We start from the raw sequence: 20966 nt of genomic DNA, 5'->3' as shown, positions 1-20966 counted from the left end.
CAGGGAAGGCTCTGACCGCGCTGAAAGACACGAACGCGCTGGTCAGGACCCATCCCCTCAGCACTCGATGATGTTCACAGCCAGCCCACCCCGAGCCGTCTCCTTGTACTTGACGCTCATGTCCGCGCCCGTGTCCTTCATGGTCTTGATGACCTTGTCCAGGGACACCTTGTGCGAGCCGTCGCCGCGCATCGCCATCCGTGCGGCGGTGACCGCCTTCACCGCGGCCATGCCGTTGCGCTCGATGCAGGGGATCTGGACCAGGCCGCCGACCGGGTCGCAGGTGAGGCCGAGGTTGTGCTCCATGCCGATCTCGGCCGCGTTCTCGACCTGCTCGGGGGAACCGCCGAGCACCTCCGCGAGGGCGCCGGCGGCCATCGAGCAGGCGGAGCCGACCTCGCCCTGGCAGCCGACCTCGGCGCCGGAGATGGACGCGTTCTCCTTGAAGAGCATGCCGATGGCGCCCGCGGCCAGCAGGAACCTCACCACGCCGTCCTCGTCGGCGCCGGGGATGAAGTTGATGTAGTAGTGGAGGACGGCCGGGATGATGCCGGCGGCGCCGTTCGTGGGCGCCGTGACCACGCGGCCGCCGGCCGCGTTCTCCTCGTTCACCGCCATCGCGTAGAGGGTGATCCACTCCATCGCGTGCGCCAGCGAGTCGCCCTCGGCGCGCAGCTGGCGGGCCGTGACGGCCGCCCTGCGCTTCACCTTCAGGCCACCCGGCAGGATGCCCTCACGGGACATGCCGCGCGACACGCACGCCTGCATCACCCGCCAGATCTCCAGCAGGCCCGCCCGGATCTCGTCCTCGGTGCGCCAGGCGCGCTCGTTCTCCAGCATGAGGGAGGAGATCGACAGGCCTGTCTCCTTCGTCAGGCGGAGCAGCTCGTCGCCGGTGCGGAAGGGGTACTTCAGGACCGTGTCGTCCAGCATGATGCGGTCCGCGCCGACCGCGTCCTCGTCCACGACGAAGCCGCCGCCGACCGAGTAGTACGTCTTGGAGACCAGTTCCGTGCCCGCGGCGTCGTACGCCCACAGCGTCATGCCGTTGGCGTGGTAGGGGAGCGCCTTGCGGCGGTGCAGGATCAGGTCGTCGTCGTAGGAGAAGGGGATCTCGTGCTCGCCGAGGAGCGAGATCCGGCCCGCCTCCTTGATCGCCTCCACCCGCTCGTCGGCCGTCTCCACGTCCACCGTGCGCGGCGAGGCGCCCTCCAGGCCGAGCAGCACCGCCTTGGGCGTGCCGTGGCCGTGGCCGGTCGCGCCGAGGGAGCCGTACAGCTCGGAGCGTATGGACGTGACGGATTCCAGCACCCCTTCGTTGCGCAGGCGCCGCGCGAACATGCGCGCCGCGCGCATCGGGCCGACCGTGTGGGAGCTGGACGGGCCGATGCCGATCGAGAACAGGTCGAAGACCGAGATGGCCACGGGGAACTCCTCAATGCGGGGGTGGTGCGGGGGGAGGGTGCCCCACTCACCTTCCAGTGTGTGGGGCACCGCTCGAAAAGGAACTACTTGTTCAGACCGGGGTACAGCGGGTGCTTGTCGGCCAGGGCCTTGACCCGGGCCTTCAGGCCTTCCGCGTCGTACGACGGCTTCAGCGCCTCGGCGATCACGTCCGCGACCTCGGCGAAGTCCTCGGCCGTGAAGCCGCGGGTCGCCAGGGCGGGCGTGCCGATCCGCAGACCCGAGGTGACCATCGGGGGGCGCGGGTCGTTCGGGACGGCGTTGCGGTTGACCGTGATGCCGACCTCGTGGAGACGGTCCTCGGCCTGCTGGCCGTCGAGCGCGGACTCGCGCAGGTCGACCAGGATCAGGTGCACGTCCGTGCCGCCGGAGAGCACGTTCACGCCGGCCTCGCGGGCGTCGGCCGAGGTCAGCCGCTCGGCGAGGATCCGCGCACCCTCCACCGTACGGCGCTGGCGCTCCTTGAAGTCCTCCGAGGCGGCGACCTTGAAGGAGACCGCCTTGGCCGCGATCACGTGCTCCAGGGGGCCGCCCTGGAAGCCCGGGAAGACGGACGAGTTCAGCTTCTTCGCGAAGTCCTTCTTCGCGAGGATGATGCCGCCGCGCGGGCCGCCCAGCGTCTTGTGGGTGGTGGAGGTGACGACGTCCGCGTACTCGACCGGGTTCGGGTGCAGACCCGCGGCGACCAGGCCCGCGAAGTGCGCCATGTCGACCCACAGGTACGCCTCGACCTCGTCGGCGATCCGGCGGAACTCGGCGAAGTCCAGCTGACGCGGGTACGCCGACCAGCCCGCGATGATCACCTTCGGGCGGTGCTCCTTGGCCAGGCGCTCGACCTCGGCCATGTCGACCAGGCCGGTCTCGACGTCCACGTGGTAGGCGACCACGTTGAACTGCTTGCCGGAGAAGTTCAGCCGCATCCCGTGGGTCAGGTGGCCGCCGTGCGCCAGGTCCAGGCCGAGGATGGTGTCCCCGGGCTGGGCCAGCGCGAACAGCGCGGCCTGGTTCGCGGAGGCGCCGGAGTGGGGCTGCACGTTGGCGTACTCGGCGCCGAACAGCTCCTTGATCCGGTCGATGGCGATCTGCTCGGCGACGTCGACGTGCTCGCAGCCGCCGTAGTAGCGGCGGCCCGGGTAGCCCTCGGCGTACTTGTTGGTCAGGACCGAGCCCTGGGCCTCCATCACCGCGAGCGGCGCGAAGTTCTCGGAGGCGATCATCTCCAGGGTCGACTGCTGGCGGTTCAGCTCGGCGTCGACCGCGGCGGCGATCTCCGGGTCCAGCTCGTGCAGGGACGTGTTCAGGACAGTCATACGGCTACGACTCCTCAGCCGGCGGTGAAGGCGGTGTACTCGTCGGCGGAGAGCAGGTCGGCCGGCTCGTCCGTGATGCGTACCTTGAACAGCCAGCCGCCCTCGAAGGGGGCCGAGTTCACCAGCGACGGGTCGTCGACGACGTCCTGGTTGACGGCGGTGATCTCACCGGTCACGGGGGCGTACAGGTCGCTGACCGACTTGGTCGACTCCAGTTCGCCGCAGGACTCGCCCGCGGTCACCGTGTCACCGACCTCCGGGAGCTGGACGAAGACGACATCGCCGAGCGCGTTGGCCGCGTGCTCCGTGATGCCGACCGTCGAGACGCCGTCCTCGGCGCCCGACAGCCACTCGTGCTCCTTGCTGTAGCGCAGCTGCTGGGGGTTGCTCATGGCCTGAATTCTCCTGTACGCGCGGGAGTGCTGATGAATGGGGGACTACTGGAACTGCTGGTGAGCAGGGGAAGTGTGCGCAGGGTCACGTTCTCGGTACGGACCGCGCCCAGTGTCTACTTCTGGCGCTTGTAGAACGGCAGCGCCACGACCTCGTACGGCTCGTGGCTCCCCCGGATGTCCACACCGACGCCCTCGGCGCCCGGCGCCGCGTGCGCCGCGTCGACGTACGCCATGGCGATCGGCTTGCCCAGGGTGGGGGAGGGGGCGCCGGAGGTGACCTCGCCGATCACCTCGCCGCCCGCGACGACGGCGTACCCGGCGCGCGGCACCCGGCGGCCCTCGGCGATCAGACCGACGAGCACCCGCGGCGGGTTCTCCTCGGCCTTGGCGGCGGCGTCGGTGAGCGCCTCGCGGCCCACGAAGTCGCCCTCCTTCTCGAACTTCACCACCCGGCCGAGCCCGGCGTCGAACGGCGTCAGGGACGTGCTCAGCTCGTGCCCGTACAGCGGCATGCCCGCCTCCAGGCGCAGGGTGTCCCGGCAGGACAGGCCGCAGGGCACCAGGCCGACGCCCTCGCCGGCCTTGGTCAGCGCCTGCCACAGCTCCACGGCGTGCTCGGGCTTCACGAACAGCTCGAAGCCGTCCTCGCCGGTGTAGCCGGTGCGGGCGATCAGGGCGGGGACACCGGCGACCGTGCCGGGCAGACCCGCGTAGTACTTCAGGCCGTCCAGGTCGGCGTCCGTGAGGGACTTGAGGATGCCGGGGGACTCCGGGCCCTGGACCGCGATCAGCGCGTACGCGTCACGGTCGTCGCGCACCTCGGCGTCGAAGCCGGCGGCGCGCTCGGTCAGCGCGTCCAGCACCACCTGGGCGTTGGAGGCGTTGGCCACGACCATGTACTCGGCTTCGGCGAGGCGGTAGACGATCAGGTCGTCCAGGATGCCGCCGTCGGCCTGGCAGATCATGGTGTAGCGGGCGCGGCCGACGCCGACGGAGGCGATGTTGCCGACCAGGGCGAAGTTCAGGAGGGCGGCCGCCTCGGGGCCGGTCACGGTGATCTCGCCCATGTGGGAGAGGTCGAAGAGGCCGGCCTTCGTGCGCACCGCGACGTGCTCGTCGCGCTCGGAGCCGTAGCGCAGGGGCATGTCCCAGCCGGCGAAGTCGGTCATCGTCGCACCGAGCGAGCGATGGAGTGCGTCCAGCGCGGTGTGACGGAGTTCGGTACTGCTCATCGGGCGGTCGTCTCCCAGGGCATGACGGGCGAGGTCGTTCCTCCCCATCTGTCATCGGAACCTGAGAGGTTCGCCGAGACCGCCACAGGGACGATCACGGCTTGCACCTTGGGTGGAGCCACTGACACAGCGGCCCGCTTTTCAGATGTGCCTCGCCCGCGCGGTAACGGGGCCTGAGAGATTCAAGGGAGGGACTTGCTCCTTCGGCGCCCCAGCGAAGGCTGCTGCTGGGGACTCTCCCGCGCGGATTCAAACGGCCGGTATGCAGTTGGCGGGCACATCATTGCACGCCGCACCCTCACCCGTCAGGGCCGCATCTGTAACCGACCTGTGGCAGTACGCGCACCGAACCACTGGACACGGCGCATTACCTTCTCTTTACATTCGATGGGCAAGAGATGACTGAGGCCCACAGGGGAGGACGATCACGGTGAACAGGACCACTGCCTACGCCGCCACCGGCATCGCGGTGCCGAAGCAGCCCTCCGCCCCGGCCCGCGAGCGCTGCGCCGACCGCCCGGCCCCGGTCGTGCGCGACCTGCGCGAGCGCGGCGGGCGCAGTCCGCGCGCCCTGCTCTTCGGGCCCGCCGACCTGGTGGTGATCACCGGCCTGCCCGGCAGCGGCAAGTCCACCCTGATGCGGCGCGCGGTCCCCGGTCACCGCATCGACTCCCAGGACACCCGCGACCGCTGGGACGCCCGCGCGCCCCGCTTCCTCCCCTACGCGCTCTACCGCCCCCTGGTCCGCCTCGCCCACTACGCCGGACTGCGCCGCGCCCTGCGCACCGGCGAGGGAGTCGTCGTGCACGACTGCGGCACCCAGCCCTGGGTGCGTGCCTGGCTCACCCGCGAGGCCCGCCGCCGCGGCGGCACCCTGCACCTGCTCCTCCTCGACGTCACCCCCGGCACCGCCCGCGAGGGCCAGCGCGAGCGCGGCCGCGGCGTGTCCCGGTACGCCTTCGGCCGCCACCGCCGTACGACCGCCCGGCTGCTGCGCGCGGTGGAGCACGGCGAGCTGCCCGCCGGCTGCGGCTCGGCGGTGCTGCTGGACCGGGACGCGGCGGACGTCCTGCACCGCATAGCCTTCTCGGGCTGATCGGCCCGGCCACTGTCACAGGCACCCGCTAGCCTTCTGATCCACAGCATGGTTCCCAGCAGGCGGTAGGCAGATGGACTTCCCGGCGGACATTCCCGCGGACTTCCCGGCACAGGCGCACCCCCACCCGCACGGCGGTTGGCCCGGCAACGAGCTGGAGGAGGTGCTCTCGGCCTCCCTCGGCATACCCTCCGCGGGCGGCCGGATCATCGAGGTGCTGGGCCGGAGCTTCTTCTGGATCCCGCTGCCGAGCGGCGGCGGCCCGCAGAGCGGTCCGCTGGACCTGCCCACGATGGACATCGAGGGCCAGGTGTACGTCCCGGTCTTCAGCTCCGAGGAACAGCTCCACCAGGCGACCGGCTCCCATATGTCGTACACCATCGCCCCGGCGGTGGAGTTCGCCCGCGGCCTGCCCCCGCAGGTCGGCATCGCCGTCAACCCGGGCGGCGTGGTCGGCATACCGCTCCCGCCCGAGGCGGTGGCCGACCTGTGCCGCGCGGGCCGCACCCCGCTGGACGGCCCCAACTCCGGCGGCCGGGTCCGCCTCTTCGAGCCCGACTGGCAGGACGACCCGGTCGACTTCCTGGCCGCCGCCTCCGCCGAGTTCGCCGCGACCGGCGTGGTCCTCACCGCCCGCCGCTGCCTCGCCGCCATAGAGACGGCCGACCCCGTGATGTTCGTCGGCGTGGAACTCTCCCAGTGGGAAGGCGACCTGCGCGCCCTGCCCCTGGAGGCCCTCGGCAAGGCCCTCGGCAAAGTCCCGGTCAAGTGGCCGGTCAACCTGGTCCTCCTCGACGTGGCCGAGGACCCGGTAGGCGACTGGCTGAAGACAAACGTGCGCCCCTTCTATCAGTACGGGCACTGAACGTACCCAAGGGGCGCGGGGCTGTATCCGATATGCGGCTCCGCCGCGGGGCGCGACCAGCCACCACGCACCCGCAGCGCGCCCGAACACAAGGCCCCGACCCAGTGGGCGCTTAAGCTGTCTCCACACGCGGGCCACTTCAAAGAAGGGCAAGACAGGTGAGCGCGAGCCCAAGCGGCAGCGTCGAGCACATGCTGCGCCAGGTCACCCCCGGGCGCTACGACGCCTACGAGGCACTGCTGCGCGCCCTCGCCACCCCCTCCTCCGGCCAGATCTGGATGCTGCTGTGGCACGGCCAGGCCGGCTCGCCCGACGCCCAGTACGGAAACATGGAGGTCGACGGCTTCAGCTACGCCCCCTGTGTGACCTCCGCCCAGGAGCTCTCGGCGAGCGGCTGGAACCGCTCCTATGAAGTGGTCGACGGCCTGGACGTGGCCCGCACCCTCTACCCCGACCACTTCGGCCTCTGGCTCAACCCGCACGCCCCGGGCGGCGGCGTCGGCATCCCCTGGCTGGATCTGCGCCGCATCGCCACCGGCCTGGACCGCCAGCCCGCCGGCCCGCTGCGCCTGTCCGAACCCGGCATCGAGATCCCGCAGTTCTACGCCCTGCTCGCGCAGAACGCCCACCGCACCCCGGCCCTGCGCTCGCTGCGCCGCGCCTGGGTCCAGCCCGCGCTCGGGGCGCCGTACCTCGCCATCGGCCTGGACGTGTACGACACCTCGCCGGCCGCGGTGGACTCGGTGCGGGCGATGATGCAGCAGTCGGTCGGCGCGGTCCCGGACGGGCTGCCGGTGTCGACGGTCGCGATGACCGACGACTACGACCCGGTCGTGATGTGGATGCGGGCCAGCGCCCGTCCGTTCTACGACCGCGAGGCCCACGCGGCCCCGCCCCCGCCCCAGCCGCAGTTGCAGGCCCCGCCCACCGGCTCCCCGGCCGCCGGCTACGGCTACCCGCCTCCGGTGCACGGCGGCTACTGATCAACGGGCCCGCGCGGGCCCGTTCTTGGACCGGGTTGCAGAATTTACCGTCTCTGGACACTTCTGCGCGCGTAGAAGAGCGCCGATCCTTCCGAACCGCGCAGAATTGCCGTTCTGTCCCAAGTGTCCCCTGTCCGGTGGCCGTTACCCACTGATCGGATAACGGAATCCCCAGGACAGCATCACGGTTGCGCATACTTTCTCCGTCAACTCTGGCGGGTGATCGCGGCCACGCTGAAGACTCCGGATTCAGACACGAGGTCGAGACCATGTGTCTGAGTGCAAGTCGACAAAGCCGCAAACCGCGGCAGGCGCAGGCCGGTCACCACCGGCGAGAGGGGTCGGGTCACTGTGACCGCACCGATCGAGACCACCGGGTCGGCAGCCGAAGCACAGCCGGAAGCTGTGCTGGAGGGTGCCGGTAAGGGGCAGATCGAGGGTCGTTCCCTTGGACAGATCGCCTGGTCCCGCTTCAAGAAGGACCGGGTCGCGGTGGCCGGCGGAGTCATCGTCATCCTGCTGATCGCCCTCGCGATCCTCTCCCGCCCCATCCAGGCCCTGTTCGGACTCGACCCCAACGCCTTCCACCAGGACCTGATCACCTCCGACACCACGCTGCCCAAGGGCGGCTGGGGCGGGATGAGCCTGGATCACCCGCTCGGCGTGGACCCGAAGTTCGGCCGGGACATCGCCACCCGCATCCTGGAGGGCTCCTGGGTGTCGCTGGTGGTCGCCTTCTGCGCCACGATCCTGTCCAACGTGATCGGCGCGATCATGGGTGTCGTCGCGGGCTACTACGGCGGCCGGGTCGACTCGATCATCAGCCGGATGATGGACATCTTCCTCGCCTTCCCCCTCCTGCTGTTCGCGATCGCCATCTCCGCCACGCTGCAGGGCGGCGCGTTCGGCCTCAACGGACTGCCGCTCCACCTGAGCGTGCTCATCTTCGTCATCGGCTTCTTCAACTGGCCCTACCTGGGCCGGATCGTGCGCGGCCAGACCCTCGCCCTGCGTGAGCGCGAGTTCGTCGACGCCTCCCGCGGCATGGGTGCCAAGGGCCCGTACATCCTGTTCCGGGAGCTGATGCCCAACCTGGTCGGCCCGATCATCGTCTACTCGACGCTGCTGATCCCGACCAACATCCTCTTCGAGGCGTCCCTGAGCTTCCTCGGCGTCGGCATCCAGCCCCCGCAGGCGTCCTGGGGCGGCATGCTCCGCGAAGCGGTCACCTACTACCAGGTCGATCCCCAGTACATGATCGTGCCCGGTCTCGCCATCTTCGTGACCGTCCTGGCGTTCAACCTGCTCGGTGACGGTCTCCGCGATGCTCTCGACCCGCGCAGCCGCTGACGCCTGCCACTGAGAGCCCAACAAGTTTCCGACTATGGAGGGGAAAGCGCCCATCATGCGAAGGTCAGCGCTGGCCGCGATCGCGGCCATCGGCTCCGCCAGCCTGCTTCTTGCCGGCTGCAGCAAGGCCGATGACAACAAGAACGAGAAGGACACCAAGTCCGCCGGGGCCAACGCCGCGACCCAGGGTGTCGTCAACGCCTCCGACAAGAAGGGCGGCACGCTCACCTACGAGCTGTCCGACGTGCCGGACTCGTTCGACCCCGGCAACACGTACTACGCGTACATGTACAACATCAGCCGGCTGTACGCCCGCCCGCTGATGACCTTCGCGCCCGGCGCCGGGCAGAAGGGCAACACCCTCGTCCCGGACCTCGCCGCGAGCAAGGGTGTGTCGAGCGACGGCGGCAAGACCTGGACGTACAAGCTGCGTTCGGGCCTGAAGTACCAGGACGGCACGGCGATCACGTCCAAGGACGTCAAGTACGCCGTCGAGCGCTCCAACTTCGCGCGTGACGTGCTCTCCCTCGGCCCGAACTACTTCCAGCAGTTCCTGGTCGGCGGCGACAAGTACAAGGGCCCCTACAAGGACAAGAGCGCCAAGGGCCTGGCGTCCATCGCGACGCCGGACGACACCACGATCGTCTTCCACCTGAAGCAGGCCTTCCAGGAGTTCGACTACCTGGTCGCGGCCCCGCAGACGGCTCCGGTGCCCCAGTCCAAGGACAAGGGCGTCGACTACGTCAAGAACATCGTGTCCTCGGGCTCGTACAAGTTCCAGAGCTACGACGAGGGCAAGCAGGTCGTCCTCGTCCGCAACGAGAACTGGGACGCGAAGACCGACCCGCTGCGCAAGCAGCTGCCGGACAAGATCGTCGTCAACCTGAAGGTCAACCCGGACACGATCGACAAGGACGTCCTCGCGGGCGACGCGATCGACCTCGGCGGCACCGGTGTCCAGACCGCGACCCAGGCGCAGCTGCTCACCGACGCCTCGAAGAAGGCCAACACGGACAACACCTACGGTGGCCGTCTGGTCTACATGGCGGTCAACTCCAAGGTCGCGCCGTTCGACAAGGTCGAGTGCCGCAAGGCCGTGGAGTACGCGATCGACAAGGTCTCGGTGCAGACCGCCGAGGGCGGCCCGATCCGCGGTGACATCGCCTCCACCGTCCTCCCGCCGGACATCCCGGGCTACGCCAAGGCGGACGTCTACGCCTCCAAGGGCAACAAGGGCGACGTGGCCAAGGCCAAGGCGCAGCTGAAGGCCTGCGGCAAGACGTCGATCAACACCAACATCACGGCGCGCTCCGACCGTCCGCAGGAGGTCGACGCCGCCACGGCGATCATCAACTCGCTGAAGAAGGTCGGCATCAACGCCACCCTCAAGACGTACCCGTCGGGCAAGTACTTCACCGACTACGCGGGTGTGCCGAAGTTCACCGAGAAGCAGAACATCGGTCTGATCATGGTCCAGTGGGGTGCCGACTGGCCGTCCGGCTACGGCTTCCTGCAGCAGATCCTGAACGGCAAGGCGATCAGCCAGTCCGGCAACATGAACCTGTCGCAGTACGACAACAAGGACGTCAACTCCCTTCTGGAGAAGGCGATCGGAACTCAGGACAACGCTGAGCGCAACAGCCTCTACACCCAGATCGACCAGAAGACCATGGACGACGCGGTGATCGTCCCGCTGACCTACTTCAAGGTCCTGCTGGCCCGCCCGAACGCCACCAACCTGGTTTCCACGGCGGCCTTCAGCGGTCAGTACGACTACCTCAACATCGGCGTCGCGTCGAAGTAGCAGCCCCGGAAGGCAGGTGAAGGCATTGGTGCCCGCGGGCTTCGCGGCCCGCGGGCACCAGCGCCGGTCCCCGTGATCTCGTACATCCTCCGCCGGACGTTCGCGGCAGTGATCCTGCTGCTGGTCGTCTCCGCGGTCACCTTCGCCATCTTCTTCCTGCTGCCACGGCTCGCCGGCCAGACAGCGGACCAGCTGGCGCAGCAGTACATCGGCAAGAGCCCGTCGAAGGCGGACATCGCCGCGGTCAAGCACAACCTCGGTCTGGACCAGCCCGTCTACGTCCAGTACTGGCACTTCATCAAGGGGATCGTGGCCGGCGCCACCTACGACCTCGGCCCCACCACGGTGCACTGCAACGCACCTTGCTTCGGCTACTCCTTCAAGACCCACGAAGCGGTCTGGCCGCAGCTCACCTCCCGCCTTCCGGTGACCATCTCGCTGGCCGTGGGGGCCGCCGTGCTGTGGCTGGTCTCGGGTGTGGCGATCGGTGTCGTCTCCGCGCTGAAGCCGCGTTCGTTCTTCGACCGCACCTTCATGGGCGTCGCGCTCGCCGGTGTCTCGCTGCCCATGTTCTTCACGGGCAACCTGGCGATCCTGCTCTTCACCTACCAGTGGCCGATCTTCGGCCGCACCTACGTCCCGTTCACCGAGAACCCCGCGCAGTGGGCCAACACCCTCTTCCCGGCGTGGTGTTCGCTGGCGCTCCTGTACTCCGCCATCTACGCGCGGCTCACCCGCTCGGGCATGATGGAGACGATGAACGAGGACTTCATCCGCACGGCCCGCGCCAAGGGCCTGCGCGAGCGCAAGGTGGTGGTCCGGCACGGACTGCGCGCCGCGCTCACCCCGATCATCACCGTCTTCGGCATGGACCTCGGTCTGCTGCTCGGCGGTGCCCTGATCACCGAGTACGTGTTCTCGCTGCACGGCATCGGTCAGTACGCGGTGCAGGCCATCGACGACAACGACCTGCCGCCCATCCTCGGCGTGACCCTGCTCGCCGCCTTCTTCGTCGTGATCGCAAATCTTCTGGTGGACCTGCTCTACGCGGCCGCCGACCCGCGGGTGAGGCTCTCGTGACCGAACTCTCCAAGACCGGCGCCGCAGTGGGGGAGCCCACCTCTCCCGGCCAGGCACCCGAAGCCTTTCTCGAGGTCCGCGACCTCAAGGTGCACTTCCCGACCGACGACGGCCTGGTCAAGTCCGTCGACGGGCTCAGCTTCTCGCTGGAGAAGGGCAAGACCCTCGCCATCGTCGGCGAGTCCGGCTCCGGCAAGTCCGTCACCTCGCTGGCCATCATGGGCCTCCACCGGCTCGGCCCGCGCGGCAAGAACGTGCGGATGTCCGGCGAGATCTGGCTGGACGGCCAGGAACTGGTCGCCGCCGCCCCGGACGACGTGCGCAAGCTGCGCGGCCGCGAGATGGCGATGATCTTCCAGGACCCGCTGTCCGCGATGCACCCGTACTACAAGGTCGGCGACCAGATCGTCGAGGCGTACCGGGTCCACCACAAGGTGAGCAAGAAGGTGGCCCGCACCCGGGCCATCGAGATGCTCGACCGGGTCGGCATCCCCGAGCCGGCCAAGCGCGTCGACGGCTACCCGCACGAGTTCTCCGGCGGTATGCGCCAGCGCGCCATGATCGCCATGGCGCTGGTCAACAACCCCGAGCTGCTCATCGCGGACGAGCCGACCACCGCCCTCGACGTCACCGTCCAGGCGCAGATCCTCGACCTGATCCGGGACCTGCAGAAGGAGTTCGGCTCCGCGGTCATCATGATCACCCACGACCTCGGCGTGGTCGCCGAGATCGCCGACGACGTCCTGGTGATGTACGGCGGCCGGTGCGTGGAGCGCGGCAAGGCCGACGAGGTCTTCGAGAAGCCGCAGCACCCGTACACCTGGGGCCTGCTCGGCTCGATGCCCCGCATCGACCGCGAGACCTCCGAACGGCTCATCCCGGTCAAGGGCCAGCCGCCGAGCCTCATCAACGTCCCCTCGGGCTGCGCCTTCCACCCGCGCTGCCCGTACGCGGACATCCCCAAGGGGAACGTCACCCGCACGGTGCGCCCCGAGCTGGAGCAGGTGGACACCGGGCACTGGTCCGCCTGCCACCTCCCGGCCGAGGACCGTCAGCGGATCTGGACCGAAGAGATTGCGCCGAAGCTGTGAGTGAGACCAAGAAGACGGACACCGTCGCCGAGGCCGTGATCCCGCAGCAGGGGTCGGCTCCCGAGGACCGTGAGGTGCTGCTCAGGGTCGAGGGTCTGACCAAGCACTTCCCGATCAAGAAGGGCCTGCTCCAGCGCCAGGTCGGCGCGGTGAAGGCCGTCGACGGGATCGACTTCGAGGTGCGCAAGGGCGAGACCCTGGGCGTGGTCGGCGAGTCGGGCTGCGGCAAGTCGACGATGGGCCGGGTCATCACCCGCCTCCAGGACCCGACCGGTGGCACGATCACCTTCGACGGGCAGGACATCACGCGGCTGAGCACCGGGCAGATGCGTCCGCTGCGCCGCGACATCCAGATGATCTTCCAGGACCCGTACGGCTCCCTGAACCCCCGTCACACCATCGGCTCGATCGTCTCCGCGCCCTTCCGGCTGCAGGGCGTGGAGCCCGAGGGCGGGGTGAAGAAGGAGGTCCAGCGGCTGCTCGAACTGGTCGGTCTGAGCCCCGAGCACTACAACCGCTACCCGCACGAGTTCTCCGGCGGCCAGCGCCAGCGCATCGGCATCGCCCGGGCGCTCGCCCTGAAGCCGAAGCTGGTCGTGGCGGACGAGCCGGTCTCCGCGCTGGACGTGTCGATCCAGGCACAGGTCGTCAACCTCATGGACGACCTTCAGCAGGAACTCGGCCTCACCTACGTGATCATCGCGCACGACCTCTCCGTCGTCCGGCACGTCTCGGACCGGATCGCGGTGATGTATCTCGGCAAGATCGTCGAACTCGCCGACCGCACCTCGCTGTACGAGGCGCCGATGCACCCGTACACCAAGGCGCTGATGTCCGCGGTGCCGGTGCCCGACCCGAAGCGCCGGGGCCAGAAGAGCGAGCGCATCCTGCTGCGCGGCGACGTGCCCTCGCCCATCGCCCCGCCCTCCGGCTGCCGCTTCCACACCCGCTGCTGGAAGGCGACGGAGATCTGCAGAACGACCGAGCCGCAGCTCGTGGAGCTGAGGCCCGGTCAGCGCGTCGCCTGCCACCACCCGGAGAACTTCGCCGACCAGGCCCCCCAGGACACGGTCCTGCTCTCGGCGGCGAAGGAGGCGTCCGAACTGGTGCCGGACTCGGTGCTGGAGGAGTCCGCGGAAGCGGCGGCCACGCCGGAGGCGACCGAGGAGGCCGTGACCGAGGAGGCCGCGACCGAAGAGGCAGCCGCCGAGGCTCCCGAGACCGACGCCCAGGAGTCAACCGACAAGTAGCACATGACAACTGGGCAAAGTCATGTACATGCATGAACGGGAGAGTGCAGAGTCGTCCGTGTCCGTCCACCGACCGGTACACGATCGAAAGGGACGACCATGGCACTCTCCCGTTCGGCACGCTTAGGGACCCTCGCCACCGCGGCGGCCTCCTTCCTCGTCATCGCTGCCGCCCCCGCCCCCACCGCGGGCGCACCCGGCATCGGCGACCCCTACTTCCCGCAGCTCGGCAACGGCGGCTTCGACGCCCGCCACTACAACCTCGACATCGCCTACGACCCGGACTCCGGCCGCCTGGACGGCCGTACGACCCTCACCGCGCGCGCAACCCAGAACCTCTCCTCCTTCGACCTCGACCTGCAGCAGCTGGAGATCACGAAGGTCGAAGTCAACGGCAGACGCGCCCAGTTCACGCGGGACGGCGACGAGGTCACGGTCACTCCGCGCGGAACCCTCGCCAGGGGCCGCGACTTCACCGTGACCGTCACCTACGGCGGCATACCCGAGCCCCTCGGCGGCCCCATCGTCTTCGGGTCGAAGTACGGCTGGATGAAGACCGCCGACGGCGTCTTCGTCGCCTGTGAGCCCAACGCCGCCTCCACCTGGTTCCCGTCCAGCGACCACCCCGCCGACAAGGCCACCTACGACATCCGGATCAAGGCGCCCAAGGGCCTGACCGGCGTCTCCAACGGCCGGCTCGTGTCGACGTACGACCGGGGCGACTCGACGTACACGCACTGGCGCGAGAGCAGGCCCATGGCCACCTATCTCGCCACCGCCACCATCGGGAAGTTCGACGTGCGGACCGGCCGCACCCCGGGCGGCACCCCGATCTACGTCGCCATCGACCCCGTACTGAAGAACAGCAACAACGTCGACGTGTACGCCGTCACGGCCGCCGCCACCGACTACTGGTCGCAGGTCTTCGGGCCGTACCCCTTCGAGGAGACCGGCGCGATCGTCGACGACATGCCCGAGGCCGGGTTCTCGCTGGAGGTGCAGAGCAAGCCCGCCTACTCGGCCGTGCGCAACGAGACGACCATCGTGCACGAGCTGGCCCACCAGTGGTTCGGTGACTCGGTGAGCGTGGCCCAGTGGAAGGACATCTGGCTCAACGAGGGCTTCGCCACCTACGCCCAGTGGCTGTGGGCGGAGCACCAGGGCACCCGCTCGGCCCACGACTCCTTCCTCGCCGCCTACAACGCCCGCCCCGCCGACGCGGCCTTCTGGCAGATCAAGGTGGCCGACCCGCAGCGCGACACGATGTTCGCCTCCGCCGTCTACCAGCGCGGCGCGATGACCCTCCAGGCACTGCGGGAACGGATCGGCGACCAGGCGTTCTTCAAGCTGCTGCCCACCTGGACCCGGCTCCACCGGTACGGCAACGCGGACACGGCCGACTTCGTCCGCCTCGCCGAGCGGATCAGCGGGCAGCAGCTCGACGACCTCTTCGACACCTGGCTGTTCACGACAGGGAAGCCGAGTCTCTAGGCCCGACCGGCCTGGCTGGCCTGGCTTTGTAAGGTTCACACCCCTTGACGGGTGAGAATGTCAGGGTGCAGCTCCAGCAACTCTTCAGTCCCTCCGTCCAGCACACGCTCGATGTCATCGGCATCTTCGTGTTCGCGATCTCCGGCGCGCTGCTGGCCGTCCGGAAGAACTTCGACGTTTTCGGCATCGCCGTACTCGCCGAGGTCACCGCGCTGGGCGGAGGGCTGTTCCGCGACGTGATCATCGGGGCCGTACCCCCGGCCGCCTTCACGGACCTCGGGTACTTCTTCACCCCGCTGTTCGCCGCGCTCGTGGTCTTCTTCCTGCATCCGCACGTGGAGCGCATCCAGTCGGCGGTCCTCGTCTTCGACGCGGCCGGCCTCGGCCTGTTCTCTGTCACCGGGACGACGAAGGCGTACTCCTACGGCCTCAACCTGACCGCGTCCGCGACCCTGGGCCTCGCCACCGCGGTCGGCGGCGGTGTGCTCAGGGACGTGCTCGCCAACGAGGTTCCCTCGCTGCTGCGCTGGGACCGCGACCTGTACGCGGTCCCGGCGATCGTCGGCGCCACCATGGTGGTGCTGTGCATCCACTACGACGTCCTGACGTCGTTCACCAGCGGGCTCGCGGTCGTCACCGCTTTCGTCCTGCGCCTGCTGGCGATGAGGTTCCACTGGCGAGCGCCGCGCGCGTGGAACCGCCGGTCGACGGTGTCAGAGGAGTAGACCCGGCGGACCCGGTGAGGGACCCGTTGGACCCGGTGAGGGACCGGTCCGCCCCTCTGGCGTGGTTCTGGCCCATCTGCAGGGTCAGCCAGCGGAACACCGTGGTGACCTGCGGCCGCCACAGCGCCATGGTGTGCCCGCCCGCGCTGCGCGGCAGGAACACCACGTGCACGGTCGTCGGCGCCTTGGCGATGGACTCCAGCGCCACGCCCGCCTGGTAGCCGTCGCCGGACTCGCCGGAGAAGTACAGCGCGATCCGGGGCGGTACGGCCGCCTTCTTGAGAAGCAGGTAAGGATTGTTCTCGGCGCGCAGGGTGGGGTTCTGGGCGGCGAGGGAGTTGCGCTCGCCGATCGGGTCGTTGTAGCCGGACATGCTCACCGCGGCCCGGTACCGGTCCGGGTGCGCCACGGCCAGCTTGACCGCGCAGTGCGCGCCGGCCGAGTACCCGGCCACTGCCCAGCCCTGCGGTGCCGGCTGGGCCCGGAAGTTGTCCATGACCATCTTCGGCACGTCGATGCTGAGCCAGGTGTCGGCGTTGACCTGGCCCGGGATGTTGGCGCAGCCGGTGTCCACGCCCGCCAGCAGGTTGGTGCGCGGGGCGACCAGGATGAAGGGCGCCACCTGGCCGCTCTTCATCAGCGGCAGCAGCTGCTCGTGCGTCTTCATCGACCCGAACCAGGCCTTCGCCGAGCCGGGGTAGCCCGGCAGCAGTTCCACGACCGGGAACTTCTTGTTGCGGTAGGCCGGCTCGTTGTACTGCGGCGGCAGCCAGACGTAGACCTCGGCGTTCACGCCGGAGACCCGGCCCTTGAGCTGGGTGACGCGCACCCCGCCGGCCGCGTGCATGCCGGGTCCGTCGGCCGGCTCGAAGTTCTGCTTGACCTTGGGCAACCGTTTCAGCGCTATGCCGCCGGTGCCGTCGCGACCGAGGTCGGCGGCCTGCTGGACGTGGTTGCCGGTGCCGAACAGGTCGGCCCAGTTGTCGTACAGGTTGTTCTGGTTGTTGACCAGTACGAAGACCAGCGTGACGGCCGTGCCCTGGGCGAAGAGCAGCATCAGCACCCGGGCTGCGACGCGCAGGGGCTTGGGCCCCCGCATCCTCGACCACAGGACGAGCGGCAATATGACGGCGACCACGGAGAGCACGATGGTCGTGTAGAGGAACGGAGTCCCGGTGAGGCTCATGTCCCCATAGAGGGGAAACAGGGGCCCGGGGTTGTGGACGTGTCGGGACACTTACCTAGAAATTGCCGGAACCTCACCCGGCAGGGGGGCCTCGGCACCCGGCGGGTGGCCTCGGCCCATCCTGTCATCCGCCCGGCGGGATCATGTCATCTGCCCGCAACATCCAAAGCTACCGCTTAGTAATTTCCTGTTGTACCGTTCAGGCATGCCAGAAGCAGCTTCCGCACCCTCCCCGTCGCGGGCCGTGATCGGCGACAGCGAGTTCGACCGCGACACGGCGGTCACCCGGCGCGAGCCCGGGGTCTACGACATCGACCTCTCCGCCGGCTGGACCATCATCAACGCCGTCAACGGCGGCTATCTGCTGGCCGTGCTCGGCCGGGCCCTCGCGGACACCCTGCCGCACCCGGACCCGTTCACCATCTCCGCGCACTACCTGACCGCGTCCCAGCCGGGCCCGGCGGTCATCCGCACCGAGCCGGTCCGCACCGGCCGCACCCTCTCCACCGGCCAGGCCTCGCTCTTCCAGTACGACGACGAGGGCAACGAGGTCGAACGCATCCGCGTCCTCGCCTCCTACGGCGACCTCACCACCCTCCCCGACGACGTCCGTACGACGGCGACCCCGCCGGCCATCCCGCCGCTGGAGCAGTGCTTCGGCCCGGACGACTCGCCCGCCCCGATCCCGGGCAGCTCGGCCATCACCGACCGGCTGATGCTCAAGCTGGACCCTGCCACCCTCGGCTGGGCGCTCGGCGCACCCTCCGGCAAGGGTGAGATGCGGGCCTGGTTCGGCCTCGCCGACGGCCGCGACGCCGACCCGCTCTCCCTCCTCCTCGCGGTGGACGCCCTTCCGCCCACCGCCTTCGAGATCGGCCTCAAGGGCTGGGTGCCCACGGTCGAACTCACCGTCCACGTCCGCCACCGCCCGGCCCCCGGCCCGCTGCGCGTGTCGATCACCACGCGCAACCTGGCCGGCGGCTTCCTGGAGGAGGACGCGGAGGTCTGGGACAGCGAGGACCGCCTGGTCGCCCAGTCCCGCCAGCTCGCCCGAGCCCGACTCGCCTGACCGTCAGCCCCGGTCGAGGGGGCGGCGGCCCATCCAGGCCGCCAGCTGCTCGTAGACGCCCGCTCCTTCGGGTGCCTGGTGGCGGGCGTCGAAGGGCGTCTGCTCGTCGCGGGGGCGGGAGTCGGGCAGTACCTGGCGGGCGGTGGTGAGAGCGAACTCGGCCAGTTCCGGGTCGAGTTCCTCGCGGTGGCCGAGGGCTTCGGCGAGGTCCCAGGTGTGGGTGACGATCTCCATGACGTAGCCGGAGAGCGCCGCATGGCCGGGGACCTCGCCCCAGGGCACGCGCACCGGGCTCGTCATCCGCTCGTCGGCCTCCCAGGCCTTCAGGACGCGGACGCGCACCTCGTCGTAGGCGGCCGCCCAGCCGTCGTCCGCGACGCCCTCGGCGGAGGGGTGGATCGCGAGTCCGTCGCCGCCCTCGCCGACCACGGCGATCCGCCGGGTGCCGCCGACGATGTGGCTCAGCAGGGCCCGTACGTCGAACTCGGTACAGGGCGTGGGGCCGTCGAGCTGTTCCGGGCGCACCGTCTTGATGAGCGCGGCCGCCTGCTCGGTGGCGCGGGTGTAGACGGGACGCGGGTCGATGGTGTTCATGGGGTGCCTCTCTGTCGGTCGGTGCAGTGAGGCTCCCTCGATAACCTGACAGTTTCCGTCAGGATTTCGGCCCGGTGTCACCACCTGCTCGGGTCGGGCTCGGCCGAGCGGCCTGCGGCCGAGCCAGCCGGCCAGTCGCCCGTAGCTGTCGGCTCCTTCGGCGGCCCGCCCCGGAATCTCGCCCCACGGCACGCGCACCGGTGACGTCATCCGGTCGTCGCTCTCCCAGGCCTTCAGTACCCGTGGCCTGACCTCGTCGTACGCCGCCGCCCAGCGGTCGCCCTCGACGTCGTCGACGAAACAGCGGCACGGTCTGCCCGTCACCGTCGCCGTCGATTGCTCCGGCCACCCGCTCGGCGGGATCCTGTCGGCGTGAAGTCCGACCGGCTGCTGTCGATCCTGCTGCTCCTGCAGACCCGGGGCCGTGTCCCCGCACACGAACTCGCCGACCGGCTGGAGGTGTCGGTCCGCACCATCTACCGGGACATCGAGGCGCTGTCGGCCTCCGGCGTCCCCGTGTACGCCGAGCGCGGCCGGCACGGCGGCATCGAACTCCTCGCCGGATTCCGCACGGACGTCACCGGCCTCACCGCCGACGAGTCCCGCGCCCTGTTCATCCTGGCCGCCCAGGGCGCCCACGCCGCACTCGGTCTGGACGCGGCGCTCGGCTCGGCCCTGCGCAAGGTGATGGCGGCCCTGCCGGCCCCGCACCGGCCCGCCGCCGAGGTCACCAGCCGCCGCATCCTGGTCGACGCCACCCGCTGGCGCACCGGCCCGCAACAGGCCGTCGACCTGGAGGTGCTCCAGGACGCGGTGTTCCTCGACCGGCGGTTGAGGCTGCGCTACCGGCACAGTGGTGAGCGCGAGCCGCGCACGTACACCGTGGACCCCTACGGCCTGGTCGCCAAGGCCGGGGTCTGGTACCTGGTCGCCGACCGGCGCGGCGCGCCCCGGCTGTTCCGCGCCGACCGGGTGCGCTCGGCACGCCTGCTGGACGATCCGGTGCGGCGCCGGCCCGGTGTCGAACTCGCGGACGTCTGGGAGGTGTTGCGCCGCCAGGTGGAGGAGCGGCCGGAGGACGGGATCGACGTCACGGTACGGCTCCGGCGCGAGCGACTCGACATGTTCCAGCGCATGGCCGCCGCGCAGCTGGCCGAACTCCCCGACGACGACGGCGAGAGCGAGTGGGTCACGGCCCGGTTGTCGTACCCGGTGCTGCGCGCCGTGCGCCAACTGCTCGCGTTCTCCGACCAGGTGCAGATACTCGACCCGCCCGAGGCGCGCGCGGAGCTGCTGCGGGCGGTCGGTTCTGTCACGGCCTTGTACCAGGGGGATGGCCCGAGCGACGGGTGAAAGCCCAGGTGGGCGGGGGTACTTGGGGTGCGCTTTACCCGATCGACAGGCGAGGCACAGGGCGGGCCCAAGAACGCCCTAACCGCCGTTGGTTGAGTGCCCGCCTCAGGATTCCCTCATCTTCCGCGGAGCTGACTCCCATGAAGCGTGCACGCCTCGTCCCCGCCGTCGCCCTCCTGGCGCTGTCCCCGCTGCTGCTCACCGCGTGCGGTTCGGGCGACTCGTCCTCCTCGACCAGTGGCACCTCCGGCCAGCAGGCCTGCCAGGCGCCGTCCGGCATGCCGACCGGTGGCACGGGCCGCCGGCCCAGCGGGGCACCGTCCGGCGCGCCTTCGGGCGCCTCCACGGTCAAGCCGACCGGGTCGCCGTCGGCCCGGCCGAGCGGTGCGCCCTCGGGCATGCCGAGCGGCGCGCCCGGCGGCGGGCAGGGCGGTCCCGGTGGTGGGCAGGGCGCTGGGCAGGGTGGCGGCTGCGGCGGTCCGGGCGGTGGCCAGACCGGTGGGCAGGCTGGGGGACAGGCCCAGCAGGGCTGATCGGCGGGGCTGATCGATAGAGCCGATTTGCAGGGCTGATCTGTAGGGCCGTACGGCCGTACGACGGCAGGGGCGGTGCGCTCGGCGGGACGGGC

General features: G+C 69.8%; 19 protein-coding genes and 1 riboswitch. Of the genes, 13 read left to right on the top strand and 6 right to left on the bottom strand.

Features of this window, described 5'->3' with window-relative positions:
- Window positions 1-57: 57 nt before the first annotated feature.
- The 4 genes from CRP49_RS04865 to gcvT form a co-directional block, all read right to left on the bottom strand.
- Window positions 58-1425, bottom strand: coding sequence for an L-serine ammonia-lyase (locus CRP49_RS04865; RefSeq protein WP_097252304.1), 1368 nt, complete (start codon window positions 1423-1425; stop codon window positions 58-60).
- 83 nt (window positions 1426-1508) lie between these two features.
- Window positions 1509-2774, bottom strand: coding sequence for a serine hydroxymethyltransferase (gene glyA / locus CRP49_RS04860; protein ID WP_097252303.1), 1266 nt, complete (start codon window positions 2772-2774; stop codon window positions 1509-1511).
- 14 nt (window positions 2775-2788) lie between these two features.
- Complete coding sequence (gene gcvH / locus CRP49_RS04855) at window positions 2789-3166, bottom strand: glycine cleavage system protein GcvH (RefSeq protein ID WP_094220633.1); 378 nt, start codon at window positions 3164-3166, stop codon at window positions 2789-2791.
- Window positions 3167-3282: 116 nt separating this feature from the next.
- On the bottom strand, window positions 3283-4401 hold the full coding sequence (gene gcvT / locus CRP49_RS04850) for a glycine cleavage system aminomethyltransferase GcvT (protein WP_097252302.1): 1119 nt from the start codon (window positions 4399-4401) through the stop codon (window positions 3283-3285).
- A gap of 151 nt (window positions 4402-4552) precedes the next feature.
- Window positions 4553-4653: riboswitch (glycine riboswitch) on the bottom strand.
- Between the two features lie 178 nt (window positions 4654-4831).
- On the opposite strand from gcvT, the gene CRP49_RS04845 reads away from it, so the two are divergent.
- The 10 genes from CRP49_RS04845 (at window position 4832) to CRP49_RS04800 (ending at window position 16136) form a co-directional block, all read left to right on the top strand.
- The gene (locus CRP49_RS04845) at window positions 4832-5497 is read left to right on the top strand and encodes an AAA family ATPase (RefSeq protein ID WP_097252301.1); all 666 of its coding nucleotides are present in this window, start codon (window positions 4832-4834) and stop codon (window positions 5495-5497) included.
- A 73-nt stretch (window positions 5498-5570) separates the two neighbouring features.
- The gene (locus CRP49_RS04840) at window positions 5571-6362 is read left to right on the top strand and encodes an enhanced serine sensitivity protein SseB (RefSeq protein ID WP_097252300.1); all 792 of its coding nucleotides are present in this window, start codon (window positions 5571-5573) and stop codon (window positions 6360-6362) included.
- 191 nt (window positions 6363-6553) lie between these two features.
- Window positions 6554-7345, top strand: a complete 792-nt coding sequence (locus tag CRP49_RS04835; protein ID WP_373560385.1) for an enhanced serine sensitivity protein SseB C-terminal domain-containing protein — start codon at window positions 6554-6556, stop codon at window positions 7343-7345.
- A gap of 351 nt (window positions 7346-7696) precedes the next feature.
- On the top strand, window positions 7697-8695 hold the full coding sequence (locus CRP49_RS04830; RefSeq protein WP_097252298.1) for an ABC transporter permease: 999 nt from the start codon (window positions 7697-7699) through the stop codon (window positions 8693-8695).
- A gap of 34 nt (window positions 8696-8729) precedes the next feature.
- Window positions 8730-10499 (top strand): ABC transporter substrate-binding protein, encoded by a 1770-nt coding sequence (locus tag CRP49_RS04825; RefSeq protein WP_097252297.1) that lies wholly within the window; start codon window positions 8730-8732, stop codon window positions 10497-10499.
- 72 nt (window positions 10500-10571) lie between these two features.
- Window positions 10572-11579 carry an ABC transporter permease gene (locus CRP49_RS04820; RefSeq protein ID WP_097252296.1) on the top strand — a complete coding sequence of 336 codons (1008 nt, stop codon included), beginning with the start codon at window positions 10572-10574 and terminating at the stop codon, window positions 11577-11579.
- Window positions 11576-12670: an ABC transporter ATP-binding protein gene (locus tag CRP49_RS04815; RefSeq protein ID WP_097252295.1), complete on the top strand. Its 1095-nt coding sequence runs from the start codon at window positions 11576-11578 to the stop codon at window positions 12668-12670. The genes CRP49_RS04820 and CRP49_RS04815 overlap by 4 nt, the downstream gene beginning before the upstream one ends.
- Entirely contained in the window at window positions 12667-13920 is a 1254-nt protein-coding gene (locus CRP49_RS04810; RefSeq protein WP_097252294.1) for an ABC transporter ATP-binding protein, read from the top strand. The genes CRP49_RS04815 and CRP49_RS04810 overlap by 4 nt, the downstream gene beginning before the upstream one ends.
- Before the next feature lie 99 nt (window positions 13921-14019).
- Complete coding sequence (locus CRP49_RS04805) at window positions 14020-15411, top strand: M1 family metallopeptidase (RefSeq protein ID WP_097252293.1); 1392 nt, start codon at window positions 14020-14022, stop codon at window positions 15409-15411.
- A 65-nt stretch (window positions 15412-15476) separates the two neighbouring features.
- Window positions 15477-16136 carry a trimeric intracellular cation channel family protein gene (locus tag CRP49_RS04800; protein ID WP_097252292.1) on the top strand — a complete coding sequence of 220 codons (660 nt, stop codon included), beginning with the start codon at window positions 15477-15479 and terminating at the stop codon, window positions 16134-16136.
- On the opposite strand, the gene CRP49_RS04795 is transcribed toward CRP49_RS04800, so the two are convergent.
- Complete coding sequence (locus tag CRP49_RS04795; protein ID WP_097252291.1) at window positions 16045-17322, bottom strand: esterase family protein; 1278 nt, start codon at window positions 17320-17322, stop codon at window positions 16045-16047. The genes CRP49_RS04800 and CRP49_RS04795 overlap by 92 nt on opposite strands.
- 205 nt (window positions 17323-17527) lie before the next feature.
- Here CRP49_RS04795 and CRP49_RS04790 point away from each other — a divergent pair, with 205 nt between their 5' ends.
- Window positions 17528-18391 (top strand): thioesterase family protein, encoded by an 864-nt coding sequence (locus CRP49_RS04790; RefSeq protein WP_097252290.1) that lies wholly within the window; start codon window positions 17528-17530, stop codon window positions 18389-18391.
- Window positions 18392-18394: 3 nt separating this feature from the next.
- On the opposite strand, the gene CRP49_RS04785 is transcribed toward CRP49_RS04790, so the two are convergent.
- Window positions 18395-18985 (bottom strand): TIGR03086 family metal-binding protein, encoded by a 591-nt coding sequence (locus tag CRP49_RS04785; protein ID WP_097257189.1) that lies wholly within the window; start codon window positions 18983-18985, stop codon window positions 18395-18397.
- Between the two features lie 372 nt (window positions 18986-19357).
- On the opposite strand from CRP49_RS04785, the gene CRP49_RS04775 reads away from it, so the two are divergent.
- Both CRP49_RS04775 and CRP49_RS46725 read left to right on the top strand, forming a co-directional pair.
- Window positions 19358-20338 (top strand): YafY family protein, encoded by a 981-nt coding sequence (locus tag CRP49_RS04775; RefSeq protein WP_097252289.1) that lies wholly within the window; start codon window positions 19358-19360, stop codon window positions 20336-20338.
- A 140-nt stretch (window positions 20339-20478) separates the two neighbouring features.
- Window positions 20479-20871 (top strand): hypothetical protein, encoded by a 393-nt coding sequence (locus CRP49_RS46725; protein ID WP_097252288.1) that lies wholly within the window; start codon window positions 20479-20481, stop codon window positions 20869-20871.
- Window positions 20872-20966 lie beyond the last annotated feature (95 nt).

Source organism: Streptomyces sp. Ag109_G2-15, assembly GCF_900215565.1.
Lineage (GTDB): Bacteria > Actinomycetota > Actinomycetes > Streptomycetales > Streptomycetaceae > Streptomyces > Streptomyces diastatochromogenes.
Note: the sequence above shows the minus strand (reverse complement) of the source record. Positions and strands in the feature narration are given on the sequence as shown.